17 protein-coding genes are annotated in these 22,672 nt (G+C 67.9%); 10 read left to right on the top strand and 7 right to left on the bottom strand.

What is annotated here, in order from left to right:
* The first annotated feature begins 7 nt into the window (after positions 1-7).
* Together KF783_RS10615 and KF783_RS10610 are read left to right on the top strand one after the other, a co-directional pair.
* A complete protein-coding gene (locus KF783_RS10615) occupies positions 8-922 on the top strand; it encodes a hemolysin family protein (RefSeq protein WP_294079109.1) in 915 nt (304 codons plus the stop codon).
* Between the two features lie 5 nt (positions 923-927).
* Positions 928-2,301 carry a sorbosone dehydrogenase family protein gene (locus KF783_RS10610; RefSeq protein ID WP_294079107.1) on the top strand — a complete coding sequence of 458 codons (1,374 nt, stop codon included), beginning with the start codon at positions 928-930 and terminating at the stop codon, positions 2,299-2,301.
* Here the strand turns inward: KF783_RS10610 and KF783_RS10605 are convergent.
* Both KF783_RS10605 and KF783_RS10600 read right to left on the bottom strand, forming a co-directional pair.
* On the bottom strand, positions 2,262-2,642 hold the full coding sequence (locus KF783_RS10605; RefSeq protein WP_294079106.1) for a hypothetical protein: 381 nt from the start codon (positions 2,640-2,642) through the stop codon (positions 2,262-2,264). The two genes, KF783_RS10610 and KF783_RS10605, sit on opposite strands and share 40 nt — an antisense overlap.
* Positions 2,639-2,941, bottom strand: a complete 303-nt coding sequence (locus tag KF783_RS10600; RefSeq protein WP_294079105.1) for a polyhydroxyalkanoic acid system family protein — start codon at positions 2,939-2,941, stop codon at positions 2,639-2,641. Before KF783_RS10600 ends, KF783_RS10605 begins: the two co-directional genes overlap by 4 nt.
* Before the next feature lie 79 nt (positions 2,942-3,020).
* On the opposite strand from KF783_RS10600, the gene lnt reads away from it, so the two are divergent.
* Together lnt and metK are read left to right on the top strand one after the other, a co-directional pair.
* Complete coding sequence (gene lnt, locus KF783_RS10595) at positions 3,021-4,574, top strand: apolipoprotein N-acyltransferase (RefSeq protein WP_294079102.1); 1,554 nt, start codon at positions 3,021-3,023, stop codon at positions 4,572-4,574.
* An 80-nt stretch (positions 4,575-4,654) separates the two neighbouring features.
* Complete coding sequence (metK, locus tag KF783_RS10590) at positions 4,655-5,863, top strand: methionine adenosyltransferase (protein ID WP_294079100.1); 1,209 nt, start codon at positions 4,655-4,657, stop codon at positions 5,861-5,863.
* A 99-nt stretch (positions 5,864-5,962) separates the two neighbouring features.
* Here metK and KF783_RS10585 read toward each other — a convergent pair whose 3' ends face one another.
* On the bottom strand, positions 5,963-8,140 hold the full coding sequence (locus tag KF783_RS10585; RefSeq protein ID WP_294079098.1) for a M3 family metallopeptidase: 2,178 nt from the start codon (positions 8,138-8,140) through the stop codon (positions 5,963-5,965).
* Positions 8,141-8,282: 142 nt separating this feature from the next.
* On the opposite strand from KF783_RS10585, the gene KF783_RS10580 reads away from it, so the two are divergent.
* The 4 genes from KF783_RS10580 to KF783_RS10565 are packed head-to-tail and all read left to right on the top strand — an operon-like array spanning position 8,283 to position 14,770.
* A complete protein-coding gene (locus tag KF783_RS10580; RefSeq protein ID WP_294079096.1) occupies positions 8,283-9,029 on the top strand; it encodes a protein ImuA in 747 nt (248 codons plus the stop codon).
* Positions 8,947-10,866 carry a DUF6504 family protein gene (locus KF783_RS10575; protein WP_294079094.1) on the top strand — a complete coding sequence of 640 codons (1,920 nt, stop codon included), beginning with the start codon at positions 8,947-8,949 and terminating at the stop codon, positions 10,864-10,866. The genes KF783_RS10580 and KF783_RS10575 overlap by 83 nt, the downstream gene beginning before the upstream one ends.
* The gene (locus KF783_RS10570) at positions 10,863-14,234 is read left to right on the top strand and encodes an error-prone DNA polymerase (protein ID WP_294079092.1); all 3,372 of its coding nucleotides are present in this window, start codon (positions 10,863-10,865) and stop codon (positions 14,232-14,234) included. The genes KF783_RS10575 and KF783_RS10570 overlap by 4 nt, the downstream gene beginning before the upstream one ends.
* Positions 14,234-14,770, top strand: coding sequence for a 2'-5' RNA ligase family protein (locus KF783_RS10565; RefSeq protein WP_294079090.1), 537 nt, complete (start codon positions 14,234-14,236; stop codon positions 14,768-14,770). The genes KF783_RS10570 and KF783_RS10565 overlap by 1 nt, the downstream gene beginning before the upstream one ends.
* Here the strand turns inward: KF783_RS10565 and KF783_RS10560 are convergent.
* Positions 14,767-15,771, bottom strand: coding sequence for a fumarylacetoacetate hydrolase family protein (locus KF783_RS10560; protein WP_294079088.1), 1,005 nt, complete (start codon positions 15,769-15,771; stop codon positions 14,767-14,769). The genes KF783_RS10565 and KF783_RS10560 overlap by 4 nt on opposite strands.
* Positions 15,772-15,881: 110 nt before the next feature.
* Here KF783_RS10560 and KF783_RS10555 point away from each other — a divergent pair, with 110 nt between their 5' ends.
* On the top strand, positions 15,882-19,259 hold the full coding sequence (locus KF783_RS10555; protein ID WP_294079087.1) for a PAS domain-containing protein: 3,378 nt from the start codon (positions 15,882-15,884) through the stop codon (positions 19,257-19,259).
* A 61-nt stretch (positions 19,260-19,320) separates the two neighbouring features.
* Entirely contained in the window at positions 19,321-20,610 is a 1,290-nt protein-coding gene (locus tag KF783_RS10550; RefSeq protein WP_294079085.1) for an adenylosuccinate synthase, read from the top strand.
* A 7-nt stretch (positions 20,611-20,617) separates the two neighbouring features.
* Here KF783_RS10550 and KF783_RS10545 read toward each other — a convergent pair whose 3' ends face one another.
* The 3 genes from KF783_RS10545 to KF783_RS10535 all read right to left on the bottom strand — a co-directional run bounded on the left by KF783_RS10545 (position 20,618) and on the right by KF783_RS10535 (position 22,671).
* Positions 20,618-20,860, bottom strand: coding sequence for a hypothetical protein (locus KF783_RS10545; protein ID WP_294079083.1), 243 nt, complete (start codon positions 20,858-20,860; stop codon positions 20,618-20,620).
* 130 nt (positions 20,861-20,990) lie between these two features.
* Positions 20,991-22,061, bottom strand: a complete 1,071-nt coding sequence (aroC, locus tag KF783_RS10540; RefSeq protein ID WP_294079081.1) for a chorismate synthase — start codon at positions 22,059-22,061, stop codon at positions 20,991-20,993.
* Between the two features lie 82 nt (positions 22,062-22,143).
* The gene (locus tag KF783_RS10535) at positions 22,144-22,671 is read right to left on the bottom strand and encodes an N-acetyltransferase (protein WP_294079078.1); all 528 of its coding nucleotides are present in this window, start codon (positions 22,669-22,671) and stop codon (positions 22,144-22,146) included.
* Position 22,672: the final 1 nt, after the last annotated feature.

The raw sequence follows: 22,672 nt of genomic DNA, 5'->3' as shown, positions 1-22,672 counted from the left end.
CCCCCAAATGGCAGACGGTTCCAACGGGAACGGCGACAGTAGCGGCGAAGGCGGAATATGGCGCGGCCTGCGCGCGCTGCTGTTCGGTGACGAACAGGGCGAGACGCTGCGCGAGCGGATCGAAGAGGCGATCGACGAGGCCGAGGGCGAGAGCGGCGGCGAACGGCCGGCGGCTGATGGCGACCTCTCCCCGCTCGAGCGCAAGATGCTCCGCAACCTGCTCCATTTCGGCGAGCGCGACGCGGGCGATGTCGGCGTTCCCCGCGCCGATGTGATCGCGATCGAGGAAAAGACCAGCTTTTCCGAGCTGGTCCAGCTGTTCGCCGAGGCGGGCCACAGCCGCCTGCCCGTCTATCGCGAGAAGCTCGACAAGGTGATCGGGATGATCCACGTCAAGGACGTGTTCGCGGTGCTCGCCGCCGGGGCCGGCCCGCCGAGCAAGATCACCAGCCTGATGCGCCAGCCGCTTTATGTGCCGCAATCGATGGGGACGCTTGACCTGCTGGCGCAGATGCAGGCCAGTCGCACCCATCTGGCGATCGTGCTGGACGAATATTCCGGGACCGAGGGGCTGATCACGATCGAGGATCTGGTCGAGGAAATCGTCGGCGAGATCGATGACGAGCATGACGAGGCGCCCGAGGCGCTGTTCGTGCCGCTGGACGATGGCGGCTGGGACGCCGACGCACGCGCCGAACTGGAGGATGTCGCCGCCGCGATCGATCCGCGCCTGGGCGAGGTGGAGGAGGATATCGAGACGCTGGGCGGCCTGGCCTTCGTGCTGGCGGGGCATGTGCCGGCGGCGGGCGAGTGCCTGAAGCATCCCAGCGGATGGACGCTGGAGGTGCTGGAGGCCGACGCGACGCGCGTGCGCCGCCTGCGCCTGCATCCGCCCGAAACGGCCGAGGACGTCGAGGAATGACGAAGATGCGCAAGATCCTGATTTCGCTGGCGGCGGTGGCGGTCGTGCTCGCCATTGCGGGCTGGTTCGCGCTGCGTCCGGACCGCGCCGAACTGGATGCGAACGCCGTCGCGGGGCGGGTTCCGAAAATGACCACGCCGCGCGTCGAGAGCATTCCCACGATCGGCGTCGCCAAGGCGGTCGGCTGGCCACAGGGCGCCAAGCCGGTCGCCGCCACCGGCCTTCAGGTCAACGGGTTTGCCGAGGGGCTGGATCATCCGCGCTGGCTGTATCGCCTGCCCAATGGCGACGTGCTGGTCGCCGAGACCAATTCACCGCCCCGCGACGGGGGCGGCATCACCGGCTGGGTGATGAACATCCTGATGAAGCGCGCCGGCGCCGCGGTGCCGAGCGCGGACCGGATCACGTTGCTGCGCGATGCGAATGGCGACGGCGTGGCGGAGCAGCGATCGGTGCTGCTCGACGCGTCCAACGGCCTCGCCTCGCCGTTCGGCATGGTTCTGGTCGGCGACATGCTCTACGTCGCCAACCACAATGCGCTGATCCGCTTTCCCTTCAAGCCGGGCGAGACGAAGATCACTGGAAAGGGCGAGAAGGTCGTCGATCTGCCCGGCGGGGGCAATCACTGGACCCGCGACGTGATCCTGGGGCCGGAGGGGACGTTGCTGGTCAGCGTCGGATCGTCGTCCAATATCGCCGAAAACGGGCTGGACGCCGAAAAGAACCGCGCGACGATCCTGGAGGTGAACCCGGAAACGAAGAGCGTCCGGATCATGGCCGCGGGCCTGCGCAATCCGGTCGGGCTGGCGATCAACCCAACGTCGAAACGGCTATGGGCGGTGGTGAACGAGCGCGACATGCTGGGGTCCGACATGCCCCCCGATTATCTGACCCAGGTCAATTTCGGCGACTTCTATGGCTGGCCGTGGAATTACTGGGGCGGCTATGTCGACAAGCGGGTGACGCCGGGACGGCCCGACCTGCTGGAATATACCGCGCGGCCCGATTTCGGCCTTGGCCCCCATGTCGCACCGCTTGGCCTCACCTTTGCGCAGGACCTGAACCTCGGCGCCAATTACGCCAATGGCGCGTTTATCGGCCTGCACGGGTCGTGGAACCGGGTGCCGGTTTCGGGGTATAAGGTGGTGTTCGTGCCGTTCGACAAGCGCGCGCTGCCCGCCAAGGGGGTCAAGCCGATCGACGTGCTCACCGGTTTTCTGAACGCGAAGGGCGAGGCGATGGGCCGGCCGGTCGGGGTGACCGCCGATCGCACCGGCGCGCTGCTGGTCGCCGACGATGTCGGCAACCGGATCTGGCGGGTCAGCGCGACGGGCGCCGCTCAGTTGCGCGCCCAGCCCGAATCGTCGGACAAGCCGTAGCTGGCGCTGAGGTAACGCGGCGTTTCGGGATCGACCCGCACCGGCGCGTCGTGCGGCGGCACCTGTTGCGCGGCGGCGACACCCAGATCGGGAATGTTGGCGGCATAGAGCGACGGAATCGCCATCCCGGTCACCGTATATTGACCGATCAGCGCGCCGGCGCAGCTACCCAGCCCGAGCGTGACCGACAGCGCGGTGATGACCGCGGGCCAGGGATGTCGGGGAAGCCGCATCAGCCTGCCCGGCACGAACGGGCATCCTGCGGCCGGATAAAGTCCGGGCGGGTCATATCGCATCTCCTCGGCGGGAAAAAGCGCGAGACCCGGGCCGGGTTCCGTCATTCGAGCAGCTTGGGCGCCTCACGCTGCAACTTCTCGCGAATCTTGTCGGCGAACAGCGCGAGCATCGGCGGCAGATCGACCTGCGCATGAACGCGGTCGTCGAACACGTCGAGCCGGCTGGCGACCCGCTGGCCCAGCGCGGTGACGGTGAAGAACAGCGTGTCGCCTTCCCACCGCTGATCGACCGCGGCCCCGCCCGGGATCATGTTGCCGATCCTGCCCACGCCGCCGGCGAGCCGGGCGCGGGCGGCGTCGCGGCCCAGCTTGTGCGGGATATCGACGGTGACGGGATCGGCCATGAATGCTCCTGAACTGTAATGGCAGGGTAATACGCCAGATGCTTGCGCCTGTCACGGTTCGGCCCGATAGCGGTGCGCGATGCTGCCTCGTCCCCGCCTGATCGCTCTCGTCGCCGGCGCCGTTTCGGCGACCGCCTTCGCCCCGCTCGACTGGTGGGCCGTCGGCCTGGCCTGCTTCGCGCTGCTGCTGCGGCTGACCCATGAGGCGCCGACACTGCGCCAGGCGATGCTGCGCGGGTGGCTGTTCGGGCTTGGCCATTTCACCGTCGGCGATAACTGGATTCAGCACGCGTTCGACTATCAGGACAAGATGCCGCCGGTGCTCGGCTATGCCGCCGTGGTGCTGCTTTCCCTGTATCTCGCCGTCTATCCCGCGATGGCGATGGGGCTGGCCTGGCGGTACCGGGGCAATCGCCCGATCGACATCGGGTTCGTGCTGACCGCGGCGGCGGCGTGGATCGTCACCGAATGGCTGCGCGGCGTGATGTTCACCGGCTATCCGTGGAACCCGCTGGGCGTTGCATGGCTGCCGGTGCCGGGGATCGCCGCGCTGGCGGCGTGGATCGGCACCTATGCGCTGTCCGGCGTCGCGATGCTGGCGGCGGGCGCGATCCTGCTCGCGAGCGTGCGGCAATGGCGCGGTGCGGCGGCGGTCATCGCGCCGCTCGCCCTGCTCGCGCTGATCGGTGCGCCGGCGAGCCCCGCGCCATCGACCGCGCCCGACGCGCCACGCGTGCGCGTCGTCCAGCCCAATATCGGACAGGAGGCCACGCTCGACGGCACCTATGCGCGCAAGGCGATGGAGGCGCTCACCCGCCTGTCCAACGACCGCGCGACGATCCTGCCGGGCGGGCCGGCGCCCCGGCTGATCGTATGGCCCGAGGGGTCGGTCGATTACTGGGTCGAGGACGGATACCCGCCCGAATGGTACAGCAAGGCCGATGCGCGCACCGTGCGCCGGATGATCGCGATGACGCTGGGGCCGCGCGACATGGCGCTGGTCGGCGGCACCGCATTGCTGTTCGGCGGAGACAGGGTGCTCGATGCGGCGGGCAATTCGGTGTTCGTGATCGACCCCGAAGGGCGCATCCGCGGCCGGTACGACAAGGCGCATCTGGTCCCCTATGGGGAATATCTGCCGATGCGCGCGATCCTTCAGCCGTTGGGCCTGTCGCGGCTGGTGTCGGGCGAAATCGACTATGATCCGGGTCCCGGGCCGCGCACGATGACGATCCCCGGCTTCGGGCAGGTCGGGATGCAGATCTGTTACGAGATCATCTTTTCGGGCCAGACGGTCGATCCCGCGCATCGTCCGTCGATCCTGTTCAACCCGTCCAACGACGCGTGGTTCGGCCGCTGGGGACCACCCCAGCATCTCGCCCAGGCGCGGATGCGCGCGATCGAGGAAGGGCTGCCCATCCTGCGCGCGACCCCGACCGGCATATCGGCGATCATCGACGCGCGCGGCCGGCTGGTCGCTGCGGCGGCACCGGGCGAAGCCCGGGCGATCGAGGCCGTCATGCCGGTCGCATTGCCGCCGACACCGTTCGCCCGGATCGGCAACTGGATGGTGCTGCTGAGTGCGGCCGTGCTGTTCGCGATCGCGATTGCCATTCGCCGCTTCGCCCGCTAGGGGCGACATATAAGGAAAACTTTATATCGTGTTTCCGGCCACGGGCATGGCAACGGCCCAGCCATTTTTCGAGGAAAATCATGCGTTCCAGCTATCTCTTTACCTCCGAATCGGTTTCCGAGGGTCATCCCGACAAGGTGTCGGACCAGATTTCGGACGCGATCGTCGATCTGTTCCTGTCCAAGGATCCCGAAGCGCGCATCGCCTGTGAAACGCTGACCACGACCCAGCTGGTCGTGCTGGCGGGCGAAATCCGCTGCAAGGGCGTCTATGAAAATGGCGCATGGGCGCCGGGCGCCAAGGAAGAGATCGAAAAGACGGTGCGCGATACCGTCCGGAAGATCGGATATGAGCAGGACGGCTTCCACTGGGAAACGCTTCGCTTCGAGAACAACCTGCACGGCCAGTCGGCGCACATCGCCCAGGGCGTGGACGCCAGTGGCAACAAGGACGAGGGCGCGGGCGATCAGGGGATCATGTTCGGCTATGCCGCCGACGATACCCCCGATCTGATGCCGGCCACCCTCTATTACAGCCACAAGATCCTGGAGCAGATGGCGGCCGACCGTCATTCGAAGAAGGCACCGTTCCTGGAGCCGGACACGAAGAGCCAGGTCACGCTGCGCTATGAGGGCAGCAAGCCCGTCGCCTGCACCGCGATCGTCGTGTCGACCCAGCACGCGCCGGGCTATGACGCGGGCGAAAAGGAAGCCGAGCTGCACGCCTATGTGAAGTCGGTGGTCGCGGATGTGATCCCGGCCGACCTGCTGTCGGACGAAACCGTCTATCACATCAACCCGACCGGATCGTTCGAGATCGGCGGTCCTGACGGCGATGCCGGCCTGACCGGGCGCAAGATCATCGTCGATACCTATGGCGGCGCCGCGCCCCATGGCGGCGGCGCGTTCAGCGGCAAGGATCCGACCAAGGTCGATCGTTCGGCGGCCTATATCACCCGCTATCTGGCGAAGAATATCGTCGCCGCCGGCCTGGCCCAGCGCTGCACGATCCAGCTGGCCTATGCGATCGGCGTCAGCAAGCCGCTGTCGCTCTATGTCGATACCCATGGCACCGGCACCGTCGGCGACGACCGGATCGAGGCAGCGATCGGCAAGATCGAGAAGCTGGGCGGCCTGACTCCGCGCGGCATCCGCACGCATCTGGGCCTCAACAAGCCGATCTATGCGCGCACCGCCGCCTATGGCCATTTCGGCCGCAAGGCGGAAGGCGACTTCTTCCCGTGGGAGCGCACCGATCTGGTCGAGGATCTGAAGGCCGCGCTGGCCTGACGCCCGACACGGACGAACAGGAAAAGGCGGCGCCCCGGATCGGGTCGCCGCCTTTTCCATGCCCGGTGCGGACCGTTACCGGCCCGCCCGCCCCAACCTTTATTCGGTCGGAAAGCCGCGCCGCTTGAACAGCGCCTTCACGTCGGGATCGCGCCCGCGAAACGCGCGATAGGCATCCTTGCGATCGGTTTCGTTGCCCGTTTCCAGCAGGATGGTGCGGAATTTGTCGGCGACGCCCTTGTTCCAGACATCGCCCGTCTCCTCGAACGCGGCCCAGGTGTCGGCGTCCATCGTTTCCGACCACAGATAGGAATAATAGCCGGCGGAATAGGCGTCGGAGGAGAAGAGGTGATTGAACTGCGGCAGGCGGTGCCGCATCACGATCTCCTTGGGCATGCCAAGCTCTGCCAGCGTCTCGCGTTCGAACGCGTCGGGATCGGTGACCGGCTGGTCGCGATTGTGCAGCTTCATATCGACGATCGCGGAAGAGAGATATTCCACCGTGTCGAACCCCTGGTTGAAGGTCGATGCCTTTTCGATCTTCGCGACCAGCGCGGCCGGAATCGGCTCGCCGGTCCTGTAATGTTTGGCATAGCGGTTGAGCACGTCGGGGGTGAGCAACCAGTTCTCGTTCACCTGGCTGGGATATTCGACAAAGTCGCGCGGGGTGCCGGCGAGGCCGGGATAATAGACCTTGCCGAGCAGGCTGTGCAGCGCATGGCCGAATTCATGGAACAGCGTCGAGGCGTCGTCGATGCTGATGAGCGTCGGCTCGCCCGCGCCGCCCTTGGTGAAATTGTTGTTGTTCGACGCCAGCACGATGTTGTCGCCCCGCAGCCCCGAACGGCTGCGATAGCTGGTCGCCCAGGCACCCGACCGCTTGCCGGCGCGCGCGAACGCATCGAAGTAGAAAATGCCGACCGGCTTGCCCCCGCGCGTCACCTCGAACGTGCGGACATCGGGGTGGAATACGGGGATCTTGCCGGTGTTTTCGGTGAATTCGAGGCCGTAGAGGCGGCCTGCCGCGTAGAAAGCGCCCTGAAGGATATTGTTCAGTTCGAGATACGGCTTCACCTCGCTTTCATCGAGGTCATATTTCGCCTTGCGCACCTTTTCGGCGTAAAAGCGATAGTCCCAGGGCTGGATGGTGATCTTTGGCCCCTTGCCCGCCGCCGCTTCCTGATCGGCGAGCGCCTGCATGTCGGCGACCTCCTGTTTCACCCGCGCGACCGCCGCCGGCCAGACCGACATCATCAGCTTCATCGCATTGTCGGGCGTTTCCGCCATGGTGTCGTCCATGCGATACCAGGCATGGTTCTTGAAACCGAGGATCTTCGCGCGTTCCTGGCGCAGCTTCAGGATGCTGGCGATCGTCGCGTTGGTGTCGTTCGCATCGCCATTGTCGCCACGGTTGATATAGGCGTTGTACACCTTTTCGCGCAGGTCGCGATTGGTGGCGTACATCAGGAACGGCTGCATCGACGAACGGGTGTTCTTGATCGCCCATTTGCCCGCCTGTCCGCGCGCCTTCGCCTCTTCGGCCAGGCTGGCCTTGAAACTGTCGGGCAGGCCGGCGAGTTGTGCGGACTCATCGACGATGATCGCGGTCTCTTCATCTGCAAGCACCTTGCGGCTGAACTCGGTGTAGAGCGTCGAGAGCGCACCGTTGATCCGCTTGATCTCGGCCTTCTGCCCCGCGTCGAGCAGCGCGCCGGAGGTGACGTAATCGCGATAGGTGCGCTCGAGCAGGCGCATCTGCTGGACGTTGAGGCCGAGCGTATCGCGCGCGTCGTACAGCGTCTTCACCCGCTGGAACATTTTGGGGTCGAGGTTGAGTTCGGTGAAGAAGGCCGAGAGTTTCGGACTCCATTCACGCGCGATCGCCTGAACCTGCGGCGTGGCGAGGTTGCTGGTATAGACGCCCCAGACCGGGAAGATGCGGCTGATCGAGGTCGTCGATTTCTCGCTCGCCTCGATCGTGTTGGCAAAGGTGGGTGCGGCCGGATTGTCGCGGATTTTGGCGAAGGCGGCGCGCGCTTCGGCCATGCCCTTTTCGAAAGCGGCGGGGAACATCGCCGGGGTCACCTTGTCCCACTGCGGCACCCCTTCATAGGGGCCGGGCCATTTGTCGAGCATCGGCGCGGGATCGGGCGCGGCGGCGCTCGCCGGTGTCGCGGGGGTCGTTGCACTCTGGGGCATCGGTCGGGCCTCGGCGGCGGTGGACGTTGCAAGGAAGGAGGTGGTGGCAAGCAGGATCGCGCCGGAAACGGGCTTCATCGAATTCCCCTGAAGGTGGTGTGATAGAGGGATGATACGCATCACCCGCCGATTGGCAAGTTGACTCCGGCACGCATTGACTCAGGGGCGTATTGGAACAAAATAGGAACAATTCAACCCGAGTCGGAGTTTGCGCGTCGGCATGGCCGATCCCGCCGTCATCAGCCAGCTGCGCGAGACGCTGCGCGGCATCGAAGCCAGCGGTTTTCGCCGCCGGCCGGTGCTGCCCTTCGGATTGTCGCGGCTCGACGCCCGGCTCGCCGATGGCGGGCTGCGGCTCGACGCGCTGCACGAGGTGGCGGCAGCGACCCCGGACCTGACCGACGACGCGGCCGCGACGCTGTTCGTCGCGGGCATCGCCGCGCGGGCATGGGGGCCGGTATTATGGGTGGTGCGCCGCCGCGACCTGTTCGCGCCGGGCCTGTATCAGGCGGGGCTCGCGCCCAAGCGGGTACTGTATGCAGAAGCGGCCGACGACGCCGAATTGCTGGCGATCATGGAGGAAGGGCTGCGCCATCGGGGCCTGGGTGCAGTGGTGGGCGAGGCCCGGCGCGTCGCCATGCCCGCCACGCGCCGGCTCCAGCTCGCTGCGGAGGGCGGGCGGACCGTCGCGCTGTTGATGAAGCGCCATCCGCGACAGGCCGGCGATCCGCTGGGCGCACCGTCCGCCGCCGTCACCCGCTGGCGCGTGGCGAGTGCGCCCTCGGCACCGCTGCCGGTCGAAGGGGTGGGCCGGGCGCGCTGGCAGCTGTCGCTCGCCCGGCAAAAGGGGGGCGATCCCTTCGACATCCAAGTGGAGGCGTGCGATGAAACGGGTCGCTGCGCTCTACCTGCCCGACTGGCCCATCGAACGGCTGCGGCAGGCGGAGCCACCCGCCGCGCCGCCTGATCCCGGCGAACCGGCCGGGATCGACGCGCTGCGCACCGGTGCGATCGCCGAGCAGGGGATCGCCTGTTCGGTCCCGCGCGGCGGCGGATGGCGCCCCGGCGCGCGCTGGGCGCGACAGGATCATGGCGCCGCGCCCCCCGCGCGGATCGAACGGGAACGCCAGATCGCCGCGCTGCCCGCGCACCAGCGCCCGCCGACCCGCGAACTGGGTCGCCGCGACGAGGCGGCGGGCAACCCCTTCCACCCGATGCAATCGGACGAGGTCGGCAAGCAGATTCCGGCGGGCAGGCCCGACCGGCCCTTCACGCCCCAATCGCCGCCGCCGCCCCGCGCCGAACCGGGCGCGACCGTCACCTCGATCCGTCAGGGCAACCGCATCCTCGTCGCCGCCGCCTCGCCAGCGGCGCGGGCGATCGGCATCCTGCCGGGGATGGCGGTGACGCAGGCGCGGGCGATGGTGCCGGGGCTGGATGTCCGCCCCGCCGACCCGCAGGGGGACCGCGCCGCGCTCGACCGGCTCGCCACGCTGGCCGCCCGGCGCTGGGCGCCCGGCGTGGCGGTGGAAGGCGCCGATACGCTGTTGATCGACCTGAGCGGTGTCGCGCACCTATATGGTGGCGAGGCGGCGATGGCGCACCGCATCCTGCGCCTGCTCGCCCGCCATGGCCATGGAGCGCGGATCGCCGTCGCCGACACGCCCGGCGCCGCCTGGGCGATCGCCCATTATGGCGGAAACAGGCTGAGCCTGTGCGCGCCGGGCGATCATGCCGCCGCGCTCGCCCCGTTGCCGATCGCCGCCTTGCGGGTCGATCCGGCGGAGATCGAGCTGCTCCGCCGGCTCGGCATTGATCGCATCGGCGCGCTTGCCGGCCTGCCCCGCGCTCCGCTCAGGCGCCGGTTCGGGGGTACGCTCGTCACCCGGCTCGAACAGGCGCTGGGAACGCTGGCGGAACCGATCGATCCGGTCGTGCCGCGCGACCCGATCCGCGTCCAGCGCCGCTTTGCCGAGCCGATCGGCACCGCCGAGGCGATCGCCCACTGGATCGCCGCGCTGGCGCCGGAGCTATGCGCCGTGCTGGAGGGGGCGGGCCTGGGTGCGCGGCTGATCGAGCTGGTCGCCGAGCGGGTCGATGGCGTGCCGCAGGAAATCCGCATCGGCCTGGCCCGGGCGAGCCGCGACCCGATGCACCTGCTGCGCCTGATCGCGCGGCGGATCGAAACGATCGAGCCGGGATTCGGCATCGATGCCATCACCCTGCATGTGCGCCGCGCCGATCCGCTCGCCGCGGAGCCGTTCGACGCGCGGCTGGACGCGGCGACGACGCCCGACCTCGCCCCGCTCGCCGATATGCTGGCCACCCGGGTCGGCCCGCGCCGGCTGTGGCGCATCCGGCCGGCCGAAAGCGACGTACCCGAACGCAGCGTGGCGCGCGACGGCGTGCTCGATCCGCCCCGCCTCGCCAGCGGGCGGCGGCGTATGGACGATGTCCGCCAGCTCGATACGCGCGATCCGCCCGACCCCTGGCGGCCCGACTGGCCGCGCCCGGTGCGGCTGCTCCACCGTCCCGAACGGCTCGACCACGTCCTTGCCGAACTGCCCGACCAGCCGCCACGCCGCTTCACCTGGCGCGGGCGGACGATCCGCGTCGCCCGCGCCGACGGCCCCGAACGCATCGCCGGCGAATGGTGGAAGCGGGCTGCCGAGACCCATGCGATGCGCGACTATTTCCGCGTCGAGGACGAAGAAGGCCGGCGGTACTGGCTGTTCCGCCGTGGCGATGGCGAGCGGGCCGCGACCGGCGACCTGAGCTGGTATCTGCACGGCCTGTTCGGATGAGTTCCACCGCGATCGATTATGTCGAGCTACAGGCAACGACGCATTTCTCGTTCCTGCGCGGGGCCTCCTCCCCGCTCGAACTGTTCGGCCAGGCCGCCCTGGCCGGCTATCGCGCGCTTGGCATCGCCGACCGCAATTCGCTCGCCGGAGCCGTGCAGGCATTGTTCGCGAGCGACGAGCTGGCAAAGCAGGGGGTGGCGATCCGCCCGGTCAATGGCTGCCGGCTCGACCTGGTCGATGGCGCCTCGCTGCTGGTGTGGCCAGAGGACCGTGCCGGCTGGAGCCGCCTGACCCGCCTGCTCACCCTGGGCAAATCGCGCGCCGATGCGCAGCGGGGGGAAAAGGGGCGATGCTTCCTTTACTGGGACGATGTCGCCGCGCATTGCGCAGGGCTGGTCGGCGCACTGGTGCCGCGCGGCGTTGCCGGCGACCTTGAATGGATGGCCGATCTGTTCGCCGGTCGCGGCCATGTCTGCATGACGCCGCAGCGACGCCCGAACGAGGCGCAGCGGTTGCAGGCGATCCATGCCGACGCGCGGCGACATGGCCTGACCCCTCTCGCGAGTGGCGATGTGCTGTATCACCATCCCGACCGCCGCATGTTGCAGGACGTGGTGACCGCGATCCGCGAGAAATGTACGATCGACGATCTGGGGCTGCGGCGCGAGCGCAGCATCGACCGCCACCTGAAACCACCCGAGGCGATGGCGCGGCGCCTTGCGCGATGGCCCGACGCGCTGCGGGCGAGCGTGGCGATCGCCGAACGCTGCACCTTCACCCTGCGCGACCTGCGCCACCAATATCCGCAGGAAGAGGTGCTGACCGGCAAATCCGCGCAACAGGCGCTGCGGATTCTCGCCACCAACGGGCTGAAGCAGCGATTCGCGGGACGCCCGTCACAGGCACATCTCGACCTGCTCGACCATGAACTCGGCCTGGTCGAGCAGATGGGCTATGCGCCCTATTTCCTGACCGTCAATTCGATCGTCCAGTTCGCGATCAGCCAGCAGATCCTGTGCCAGGGGCGTGGGTCGGCGGCCAATTCGGTGATCTGTTTCGCGCTGGGCATCACCTCGATCGATCCGATCAGGCACCAGCTGCTGTTCGAACGCTTCATCAGCACCGAACGCAAGGAGCCGCCCGATATCGATGTCGATTTCGAACATGAGCGGCGCGAGGAGGTCATCCAGTGGATCTATGACAGCTATGGCCGCGACCATGCCGCGCTGACCGCCGTGGTCAGCCGGTTTCGCACGCGCGGCGCGGTACGCGAAGTCGGCAAGGCGCTGGGCCTGCCCGAGGACCTGACCGGCGCGCTGGCGAGCCAGGTCTGGGGTTGGTCGAACGAGGGGGTGCCGCAGGAACATGTCGCCGCGCTCAATCTGGATGCGACCGATCATCGCCTCGCCCTCACCCTGTCGCTCGCACGCGAACTGATCGGCACGCCGCGCCATTTGTCACAGCATCCCGGCGGCTTCGTGCTGACCCGCGACAGGCTCCACGATCTGGTGCCGGTGGAGCCGGCCGCGATGGTCGATCGGCATGTCATCGAATGGGAAAAGGTCGATCTCGAATATCTGGGCTTCATGAAGGTCGATATCCTGGGCCTGGGCATGCTGGGCTGCATGCGCCGCGCGTTCGACCTGCTGGCCGCGCACAAGGGGACGCACATCACCCTCGCCTCGCCGGTGATGCAGCAGGATGACGAGGACACGTTCCGGATGATCCGCCAGGCCGACACGCTGGGCGTATTCCAGATCGAAAGCCGCGCGCAGATGTCGATGCTGCCGCGCATGAAGCCGGTCAATTTCTATGACATCGCGATCCAGGTCGCGATCGTGCGCCCCGGCCCGATCCAGGGCAATATGGTCCACCCCTATCTGAAGCGCCGGCAGAACCCGGATCTGGTCGATTATCCCTCACCCGCACTGAAGGCGGTGTTGCAGAAGACGCTGGGCGTGCCGCTGTTCCAGGAACAGGCGATGCAGGTCGCGATCGCCGGCGCGGGCTTTTCCGCTGCCGAGGCCGATCGTCTGCGCCGTGCGATGGCGACGTTCAAATCGACCGGCGACATCGGCGAGTTCGGCCCGAAGCTGATCGCGGGCATGCGCGCCAACGGCATCGCAGATGCGTTCGCCGAGCGGCTGGTCGAACAGATTCGCGGCTTCAGCAATTACGGCTTTCCCGAAAGCCATGCCGCAAGCTTCGCAAAGATCGCCTATGCTTCGTCCTGGATGAAATGCCATCATCCCGACGTCTTTTGCTGTGCGTTGCTCAATGCCCAGCCGATGGGGTTTTACGCCCCCGCCCAGATCGTTCGCGATGCCCGTGCGCACGGGGTGGAGGTGCATCCGGTCTGCATCAACGACAGTGGGTGGGACATGCGAATGCTGACCGACCGGCCCAATCGCCGTCCGCGCCATGCCGGTTTCTGGGGTACGGATGGGGAATGGGCCGGCCTGATGCCGCTGCGGCTGGGCATGCGGATCGTCCACGGACTGGCCAGGGAGGACGGGGAGGCGATCCTGAACGCGCGGCGCGCCGGCCCGTTCGTGTCGATCGAGGATGCATGGCAACGATCGCGGGTGAAGCCGGCCGCGCTCGAGCGGCTTGCGCGGGCCGATGCCTTCCGCTCGCTCGGCATCGACCGGCGCCAGGCGCTCTGGGCGATCCGCGCGCTGGGCCAGGCGCCGCTCGACCTGTTCGCCGCCGCCGACCTGCGCGAAGGGCGGATCGTGGCGGCGCACAGCGAGCCGCCGGTCGTGCTCGACCCGCTGAGCGCCGGCCGGGAGGTGGTGGAGGATTATCGCGCCACGCAACTCTCGCTGCGCGCCCACCCCCTCGCCTTTCTGCGTGACCGGTTGACGGCGCAGGGCATCCGCCCGTGCGGCGACCTGACCGGGATGAAGGATGGCGCGCGCGTCCATGTCGCCGGCCTGATCCTGGTCCGTCAGCGCCCCGGAAGCGCCAGGGGCGTGGTGTTCGTGACGCTGGAGGATGAAACCGGCATCGCCAATGCGGTGCTGTGGCCCGACCGGTTCGAGGCGCATCGCCGCACGGTGATGGCCGCGACGATGCTGGCGATTCGCGGGCGAGTGCAGCGCGAGGGGATCGTCATCCACGTCGTTGCCGATGCGATCACCGACCTGACCTCGTTGCTGCGCAAGGTCGGCGAGACCGACCTGCCGCGCATGACCATGCCGGGTGACGGCGCGACCCATGGCGGCACGATCGATCCGCGCGACCGGAAGCCCGAATGCGAACCGCGCCTACAGGATCGCCGCGCGCCCGGATGGCCCGCCCCCCATGACAGCAACCACTGGCCCGAGCACGAATCGATCCCCGTCAAGTCGCGCGACTTTCACTGATGGCGGCGATCCGGCACCGGCTGTTCTTCGCGCTCCGCCCGCCGCCGCGCCAGCGCAACCTGATCGGGTGGCAGCGCGACGCGCTGGCCGGCGACACGCCGGTCGCGAACGACCGGCTCCACCTGACGCTCGGCGTGACCCCGGACTTCGCCTCGCCGCCCGGCGCCGCGGCACGAACATTGATCGAGATCGGCCGGTCGATCCAGGCGGACCCGCCGCGCATCCGGCTCGACAGGCTGGCGGCGAGCAACCGATCGGTCGCACTGCGGCCCAGCCGCAACATTCCCCCGCTCACCGACCTCGGCCGCGACATCGCGAACCGCCTGCGAAGGACCGGCCTGCTCCGCGAACGGTGGGACTTTCACCCGCACGTCACCCTGCTCTACCGCGACGGTCCGCCCTACCAGCACGCGATCGAGCCGATCTGGTGGGACGCAGGCGAGTTCGTCCTGATCCACAGCCTCGTCGGCGCGACGCAGCATGTCGAGCTGGCGCGCTGGCCGCTCACCAGCCGCCAGCTTCCGCTCGCCCTCTAGCCCTCGACCGTCTGCTCGATCACGCCGAAGATCGGGTGATGCTTGTCGTCCTCGGCCCAGATGCGCACCGTGTCGCCGGCCTTCAGGAACGGCGTCTCCGCCTTGCCGCGCAGGATCGTCTCGACCGTCCGCACTTCGGCAAGGCACGAATAGCCGACGCCGCCGTCCGCGATCGGCTTGCCTGGTCCGCCGCCCTCGTCGCGGTTCGATACGGTTCCCGATCCGATGATCGTGCCGGCGCCCAGCGCACGGGTCTTTGCCGCATGCGCGATCAGCGTGCCGAAATCGAAGGTCATGTCCTCCCCGGCCTCCGCCCGGCCGAACGGCTGGCCGTTGAGATCGACCATCAACCGGCGATGCAGCTTGCCCTCCCGCCACCAGTCGCCCAGCGCGTCGGGGGTCACGAACACCGGCGAAAAGGCGCTGGCCGGTTTCGACTGGAAAAAGCCGAAGCCCTTGGCCAGTTCGCCCGGAATCAGGTTGCGCAGCGAGACATCGTTGGTGAGACCGACCAGGCGCACCGCCGCCAGCGCCTCTTCCCGGGTCGCGCCCAGCGGCACGTCACCGGTAACCACCACCACCTCCGCCTCAAGGTCGCAGCCCCAGCTTTCGTCGGCGAGCGGGATCGGGTCGCGCGGGCCGAGAAAGCCGTCGCTTCCCCCCTGATACATCAGCGGGTCGTGCCAGAAGCTGTCCGGCATCTCCGCATTGCGCGCCTGACGCACCAGCGCGACATGGTTCACATAGGCCGAGCCGTCCGCCCATTGATAGGCGCGGGGCAGCGGCGCGGCGGCATCGCGTTCGTGAAACCGCTCGCGCGGGATCACCTCATGATCGAGATCGGTGGACAGGTTGCGCAGATCGCCCTCGACACGGTCCCAATCGTCGAGCGCCGCCTGGAGCGTCGGGGCGATATGTCCCGCATCGGCATACCAGGCGAGATCCGAGGAAACGACGACAAGACGGCCGTCCCGGCCCTGTTTCAGACTGGCAAGTTTCACGCTGGCGCTCTCCCTTTTCGCTATTCCCTTCAAATAGGGGCAGGAAATCGTCTGTCGAGTGGGGCGTGCGCCGTTGACAGCGTCCCGGTCCCCCTCCAACGCTGATCGCCATGTACTCCGAGCTGAAATTCCTGGAGCATGGCGGCGAGATGGGCCGGCGCATCCGGGAACATGACTGGAGCGACAATCCCGTCGGCCCGCCCGACAGCTGGCCCCAGCCGCTGCGCTTCGCGCTCGGCATCTGCATGGGGTCGCAGTTTCCGACCGCCATCTATTGGGGACCGGACCTGCGCCTGTTCTACAATGACGCATGGGCGCACATTCCGGCCGAACGCCACCCCTGGGCGCTGGGCCAGCGCGGCGAGGACGTGTTTCCCGAAATCTGGGACGTTGTCGGCCCGCAATTCGCGGCCGTGATCGAAAGCGGCGACGGGTTCGCCGCATTCGACCAGCAACTGGGGATGATGCGTGGCGGGCGCATCACCGAAACCTATTGGAACTACAGCTTCACCCCGATCCGCGACGAATATGGAGCAGTGGTCGGAGTTCTGAACCAGGGTAACGAGACCACCCGCACGGTATTGGCCGAGCGCGCGCGGGCCGCCGAAATCGAGCGGATGCGCGAACTGTTCGATCAGGCGCCGGGCGCCACCGCGATCCTGCGCGGGCCGACCCATGTCTTCGAACTCGCCAATCCCGCCTATCTCGATCTGATCGGCGGGCGCGACGTGCTGGGGGTGTCGGTCGCGGCGGCATTGCCCGAAGTCATCGGGCAAGGCTTTATCGACCTGCTCGACAGCGTCTATGCCAGCGGAGAGCCGTTTCGTGCGGCTGCGGCGCCGGTGATGCTTCAGCGTGCCGACGGCCCGGAAACCCGCCTGCTCGATTTCGTCTATCAGCCGATCAAGGACCCCAATGGCGAGACGACCGGCATCTTTGTCGAGGCGCATGACGTCACCGAACGCGCGGCGGCCGAAACCCGGCTGCGCGAGAGCGAGGAACGGCTGCAACTGGCGCTCGACGCATCGAACGGCGTCGGCGTCTGGGACTGGGACCTGCCGGCCAATCTGGTTCGCACCGATGCACGCTTCGCACGGCTGTACGGCGTCGATCCCCGCATCGCCGAGGAAGGCGCGCCGATCGAGACGTTCTTCGCGAACATCCATCGCGACGATGCGGCGCGGGTGCAGCGCGAGATCGACCATGCCGTGGAGAGCGGCGATCGCTTCGCCAGCGAATACCGGCTGATCGACGGGCGGGGGCGCATCCGCTGGGTCACCGCGCAGGGCCGGTGCAGCTATGATGCCGAGGGCCGCCCGCTGCGCTTTCCCGGGGTCAGTTTCGACATCACCGAACGCCGGGTCGCGGAAGAGGCGGCGACGCGGGCGGCGGCCGAACTGACGGCTGCGACCGAGGATCAGGCGTTCATCTATGGCCTGGCCGACCGCCAGCGCGCGCTCGATTCGCCGGAGGCGATCATGGAGCTGAGCGCCACCGCGCTGGCCCGGCGGCTCGAAATCGACCGGGTGGGCTTCTACCGCGTGATCGCCGACGGGGCGGCACAGTTCGGACCTTCGGTGACGAACGGACGGCTGCCCGCGCTGACCGGCGAAACCGACGCCTATATGCATCGCGAAATCTCCGACGCATATCGCGAGGGGCGTACGCTGGTCGTTGCCGACATGGCGAGCCATCCCGATTATCGCGCCGCCGGCCTCGACCGGGTCTCGCCCGCCGCGATCGGCGTCCCGCTCATGCGCGGCGGTCAATGGGTCGCGACGCTCTATGCCAACCAGGCCGAACCGCGCGCGTGGACCAAGGATGAAATCGCCGTCATCGAGGCGGTGGCGGAAATCGCATGGGACGCGGTCGAACGGGCGGCCGCAGTGACCGCGCTGAGCGAAAGCGAGGAGAAATTCCGCGCGATCGCCAATTCGATCGACCCGATGGTCTGGTCGACGCTGCCCGACGGCTATCACGATTATTATAACGATCGCTGGTACGAATTTACCGGGGTTCCGCCCGGATCGACCGACGGCGAGGGCTGGAACGACATGTTCCATCCGGACGATCAGGATCGCGCGTGGCAACGTTGGGAACACAGCCTGAAGACCGGCGAACCCTATCATATCGAATATCGGCTGCGGCATCACAGCGGCGTCTATCGCTGGGTGCTGGGGCGGGCGCAGGCGGTGCGCGACGATGCCGGCGCGATCATCCGCTGGTTCGGCACCTGCACCGACATCCAGGAGATCGTCGATGCGCGCGAGGTACTCGCCCGCTCCCGCGAGGAGCTGGAGCGCGCGGTTGAGGAACGCACCGGGCAGCTGATGGCGGTCGAGGAGCGGTTGCGCCAGGCGCAGAAGATGGAAGCGATCGGCCAGCTGACCGGCGGCATCGCGCATGACTTCAACAACATGCTGGCGGTCGTGATCGGCGCGCTCGACATGCTCGAACGGCGGATCGCCCAGGGCAGCATCGACCTCGATCGCTATATCGTCGCCGCCAGGGACGGTGCGACGCGCGCCGCCGCGCTGACCCAGCGACTGCTGGGATTCGCGCGACAACAGCCGCTCGCCCCCGTGCCGCTGGACATCAACGCACGGGTCAATGGCATGATCGAATTGCTGATGCGCACGATCGGCGAGAATGTCGTGGTCGAAACCCGGCTGTCGCCGCGCATCGGGGCAGCGCTGGCCGATCCCAACCAGCTCGAAAACGTCATCCTGAACCTGGCGGTCAATGCACGCGACGCGATGGCCGGCGGCGGCACGCTCACGCTGGCGACCGAGGACCGCACGATCGAGCCGGAAGTGGCCGAAGACATGGGGATTCCCGCCGGCGACTATATCGCGCTGACGGTCGGTGACACCGGATCGGGCATGTCGGACGAGACGGCGGCGCGCGCGTTCGATCCGTTCTTCACCACCAAGGGGGTGGGCAAGGGGACCGGGCTGGGCCTCAGTCAGGTGTTCGGCTTCGCACGCCAGTCGGGCGGCCATGTGTCGATCGATACGCGGCTGGGCGAGGGAACCCGCGTCACCCTGCTTCTCCCCCGCCATGCCGGCGCGACCGCCGCCGCCAAGGTCGCGATGGCCGAGGGAGGGATCCGGACGGGCAGCCCGGACGAAGTAATTCTGGTCGTGGAGGATGAGGAACGGGTGCGGGCCTATTCGGTCGAGGCGTTGCGCGAACTCGGCTACACCGTGCTTCAGGCGCATGACGGGCGCGAGGCGCTGGGCCTGATCGAGCGCGGGCAGAAGATCACGCTGTTGTTCACCGACGTTGTGATGCCCGAAATGACCGGCGACGCGCTGGCCCGTGCCGCGCGCGAGCGTCAGCCGGATCTGCGCATCCTGTTCACCAGCGGCTACACCCCCGACGAGAAGCTGCTGGCCGATCGCCTGAACGGCGCCGGGCCGTTGCTGCCCAAGCCGTTCGGGATCGACGCGCTGGCGGCGAAGGTTCGCGAAACGCTCGACGCCTGACGCTGGACGCGGACGCCCCCGGCCTTTAGGGGGACCGCGCATCAGCCGAAGGGATGAAGAAGTGGCCAACGTCGCGGTGATCGGCGCCCAGTGGGGCGATGAGGGCAAGGGCAAGATCGTCGACTGGCTCGCCAGCCGCGCCGATCTGGTGGTCCGCTTTCAGGGCGGACACAATGCCGGCCATACGCTGGTCGTCGGCGACAAGACCTACAAGCTCTCGCTGCTTCCGTCCGGGCTGGTGCGCGGCACGCTGTCGCTGATCGGCAATGGCGTGGTGTTCGACCCCTGGCATTTCCGCGACGAGATCGATCGGCTTCGCGCCCAGGGGGTGGAGATCGGGCCGGACACGTTGCAGGTGGCCGAAACCGCGCCGCTGATCCTCCCCTTTCATCGTGACCTCGACGCGCTGCGCGAGGATGCATCGGGCGCGGGCAAGATCGGCACCACCCGCCGGGGCATCGGTCCGGCCTATGAGGACAAGGTCGGCCGCCGGGCGATCCGCGTGTGCGACCTTGCCCATCTCGACGATCTCGACGCGCAGCTGGACCGGCTGTGCGCGCATCACGACGCGCTGCGCGCCGGGTTCGGCCACCCGCCGATCGACCGGGCAAAGCTGCTCGACGAATTGCGCGACATCGCGCCGGCGGTGCTGCCCTATGCCGCGCCGGTGTGGCTGACGCTGAAGGAAGCGAAGGAGGCCGGCCGCCGCATCCTGTTCGAAGGCGCGCAGGGCGTGCTGCTCGACGTCGATCACGGCACCTATCCCTTCGTCACCTCGTCCAACACGGTCAGCGGGTCGGCGGCGGCGGGATCGGGCCTGGGTCCCGGATCGGTCGGCTTCGTGCTGGGAATCGTCAAGGCGTACACGACGCGGGTCGGTTCCGGGCCGTTTCCCAGCGAACAGGATAACGAAATCGGCGAACTGCTCGGGACGCGGGGGCGCGAATTCGGGGTGGTGACCGGGCGAAAGCGCCGCTGTGGCTGGTTCGATGCGGTGCTGGTGCGCCAGTCGGTCGCGGTCAGCGGGGTGACCGGGATCGCGCTGACGAAGCTCGACATTCTCGACGGGATGGAGAGCCTGAAAATCTGCACCGGCTACTCGGTCGGGGAGCGCCACTACGACTATCTCCCGCCCAGCCCCCAGGACCAGGCCCGCGCGCAACCGGTCTATGAGGAATTCGAAGGCTGGAGCGAATCGACCGCCGGCGCGCGCAGCTGGGCGCAGCTGCCCGCGCAGGCGATCAAATATATCCGCCGGATCGAGGAACTGATCGGCTGTCCGGTCGCGCTGGTTTCGACCAGCCCCGAGCGGGAGGACACGATCCTGGTCCGCGATCCCTTTGCCGACTAAGGCCGGCTCAACGCTCCAGTTGCGGCTCCGGCGGGGTTTCGGTGCCGTTGTCGGTGGGGTCGGCCGGCGCGGCACTCGGCTCGACATCCATCGTGTTCGACATCGTTTCGTTGGCGACGGTATCGTTCAGCAGGACCTCGTTGCCTGTCCCGTTCTGTATGGGAGCGCCATCCTGCCCGGACGGCAGATGGGCGAGCGCGGCGGACGAGCCGCACAGGACGATCAGGCTGAACAAAGCGCGATTTCGCATGGGAACAACTCCTGGTTACATGGCCAGGTGTGAACGCGCGGCACGCCAATCGGCGCCCGATTGGCGCCTCGTCCCAACGCCGATCAACGTCGGTCGGGCCATCAGCCGGTGGCCGGGCGCGGTGGACCGATCAGCCGGTCTGGGCGCGGTGCAGCAGCTTCTGGTCGGCGAGCACCAGCGCCACCATCGCCTCGACCACCGGCACGCCGCGGATGCCGACACAGGGATCGTGGCGCCCTTTGGTCCGGATATCGGTCGCCGCGCCGTCCCGCGTCACCGTTTCGACCGGGGTCAGGATCGAACTGGTCGGCTTGAACGCGACGCGCACGCGCACCGGCTGGCCGGTCGAGATGCCGCCCGCGATGCCGCCGGCGTGGTTGGCGAGAAAGACGGGCGCGCCATCATTGCCCGGCCGCATCGGATCGGCATTCGCCTCGCCGGTCAGTGCGGCAGCGGCGAAACCGTCGCCGATTTCGACGCCCTTCACCGCATTGATGCTCATGCACGCGGCGGCAAGCTCACTGTCGAGCTTGGCATAGAGCGGCGCGCCCCAGCCCGCCGGCACACCGGTCGCTTCGCACGCGATGACCGCGCCCAGCGACGATCCGGCCTTGCGCGCATCATCGACCAGCACTTCCCAGCGCGCAGCGGCGGCGGGGTCGGGGCAGAAAAACGGGTTGTTGCCGATCTCGGCCGCGTCGAACCGGTCGTAATCGATCGCGTCGCCGCCGATCGCCTCGACCCAGGCGGTGATCGTCACCTCAGGGATCACCCGCCTCGCGACCGCCCCCGCCGCGACGCGCATCGCGGTTTCGCGCGCCGAGGAGCGCCCGCCGCCGCGATAGTCGCGGAACCCGTATTTCGCGTCATAGGCATAGTCGGCATGGCCGGGGCGATAGGCCGAAGCGACCTCCGAATAATCCTTCGACCGTTGATCGACATTGTCGATCAACAGGCCGATCGGCGTGCCGGTCGTCCGCCCCTCGAACACGCCCGAGAGGATGCGGACCTGATCCGGCTCCTGCCGCTGCGTCGTGAAGCGCGACTGGCCGGGGCGACGCTTGTCGAGGAACGGCTGGATATCGGCTTCGGTCAGGGCGAGGCCCGGCGGACAGCCATCCACCACCGCGCCGATCGCCGGGCCGTGGCTCTCGCCGAACGTAGTGAAGCGCAGCACGCGGCCGAAGGTGTTGAAGCTCATGGCGCCATCTCCTTGCCCAAATACCGGTCATTTGGAAGCAAGAAGGATCGCGGGTCGGCCAAAAGCCAATTCGCGCCGAACTTCAGGCGTTCTCCGCCAGTCCCGCGAACGCACCCGCATGGGCCGCGACGCCGCGCACGCCACAGGGCAGCTTCCCGTCCTGCAACGCCAGCGCCATCAGATAGTCGCCGGCATAGGGCGAGTCGAACCCGCGCGCGAGATCGGCGGCATAGCCGAAGCGACCGTAATAGCCCGGCTCACCCAGCACGAAGCTGAGCAGATAGCCCGCATCGGCCAGGTGCCGGTGTCCCGCAGCGATCAGCGCCTCCGCCACGCCCTGTCGCCGATACGCCGCCTCCACCGCCACGGGTGCCAGCGCGACGGCGGCAAGCGCGACATCGTTGACGCGCACCTCCATCCGGCTGAACGCGACCATGCCCGCGAGCGCGCCGCTCTGCGCATCGTCGGCGACCAGCGTCAGCACCATGTCGCCATCGATGCACAGCTGACGAACCAGATTCGCCTCGTCCGGCGCCGGAAAGCTGCGCCGCAGCAAGGCGTCGATCGCGGCGACATCGCCGCCGGTCGCGGGGCGGATCGCGATCGTCATG

The organism is Sphingomonas sp. (genome assembly GCF_019635455.1).
Lineage (GTDB): Bacteria > Pseudomonadota > Alphaproteobacteria > Sphingomonadales > Sphingomonadaceae > Sphingomonas.
The sequence above is the reverse complement of the archived record's forward strand: the minus strand, read 5'-3'. Positions and strand labels throughout refer to the sequence as shown.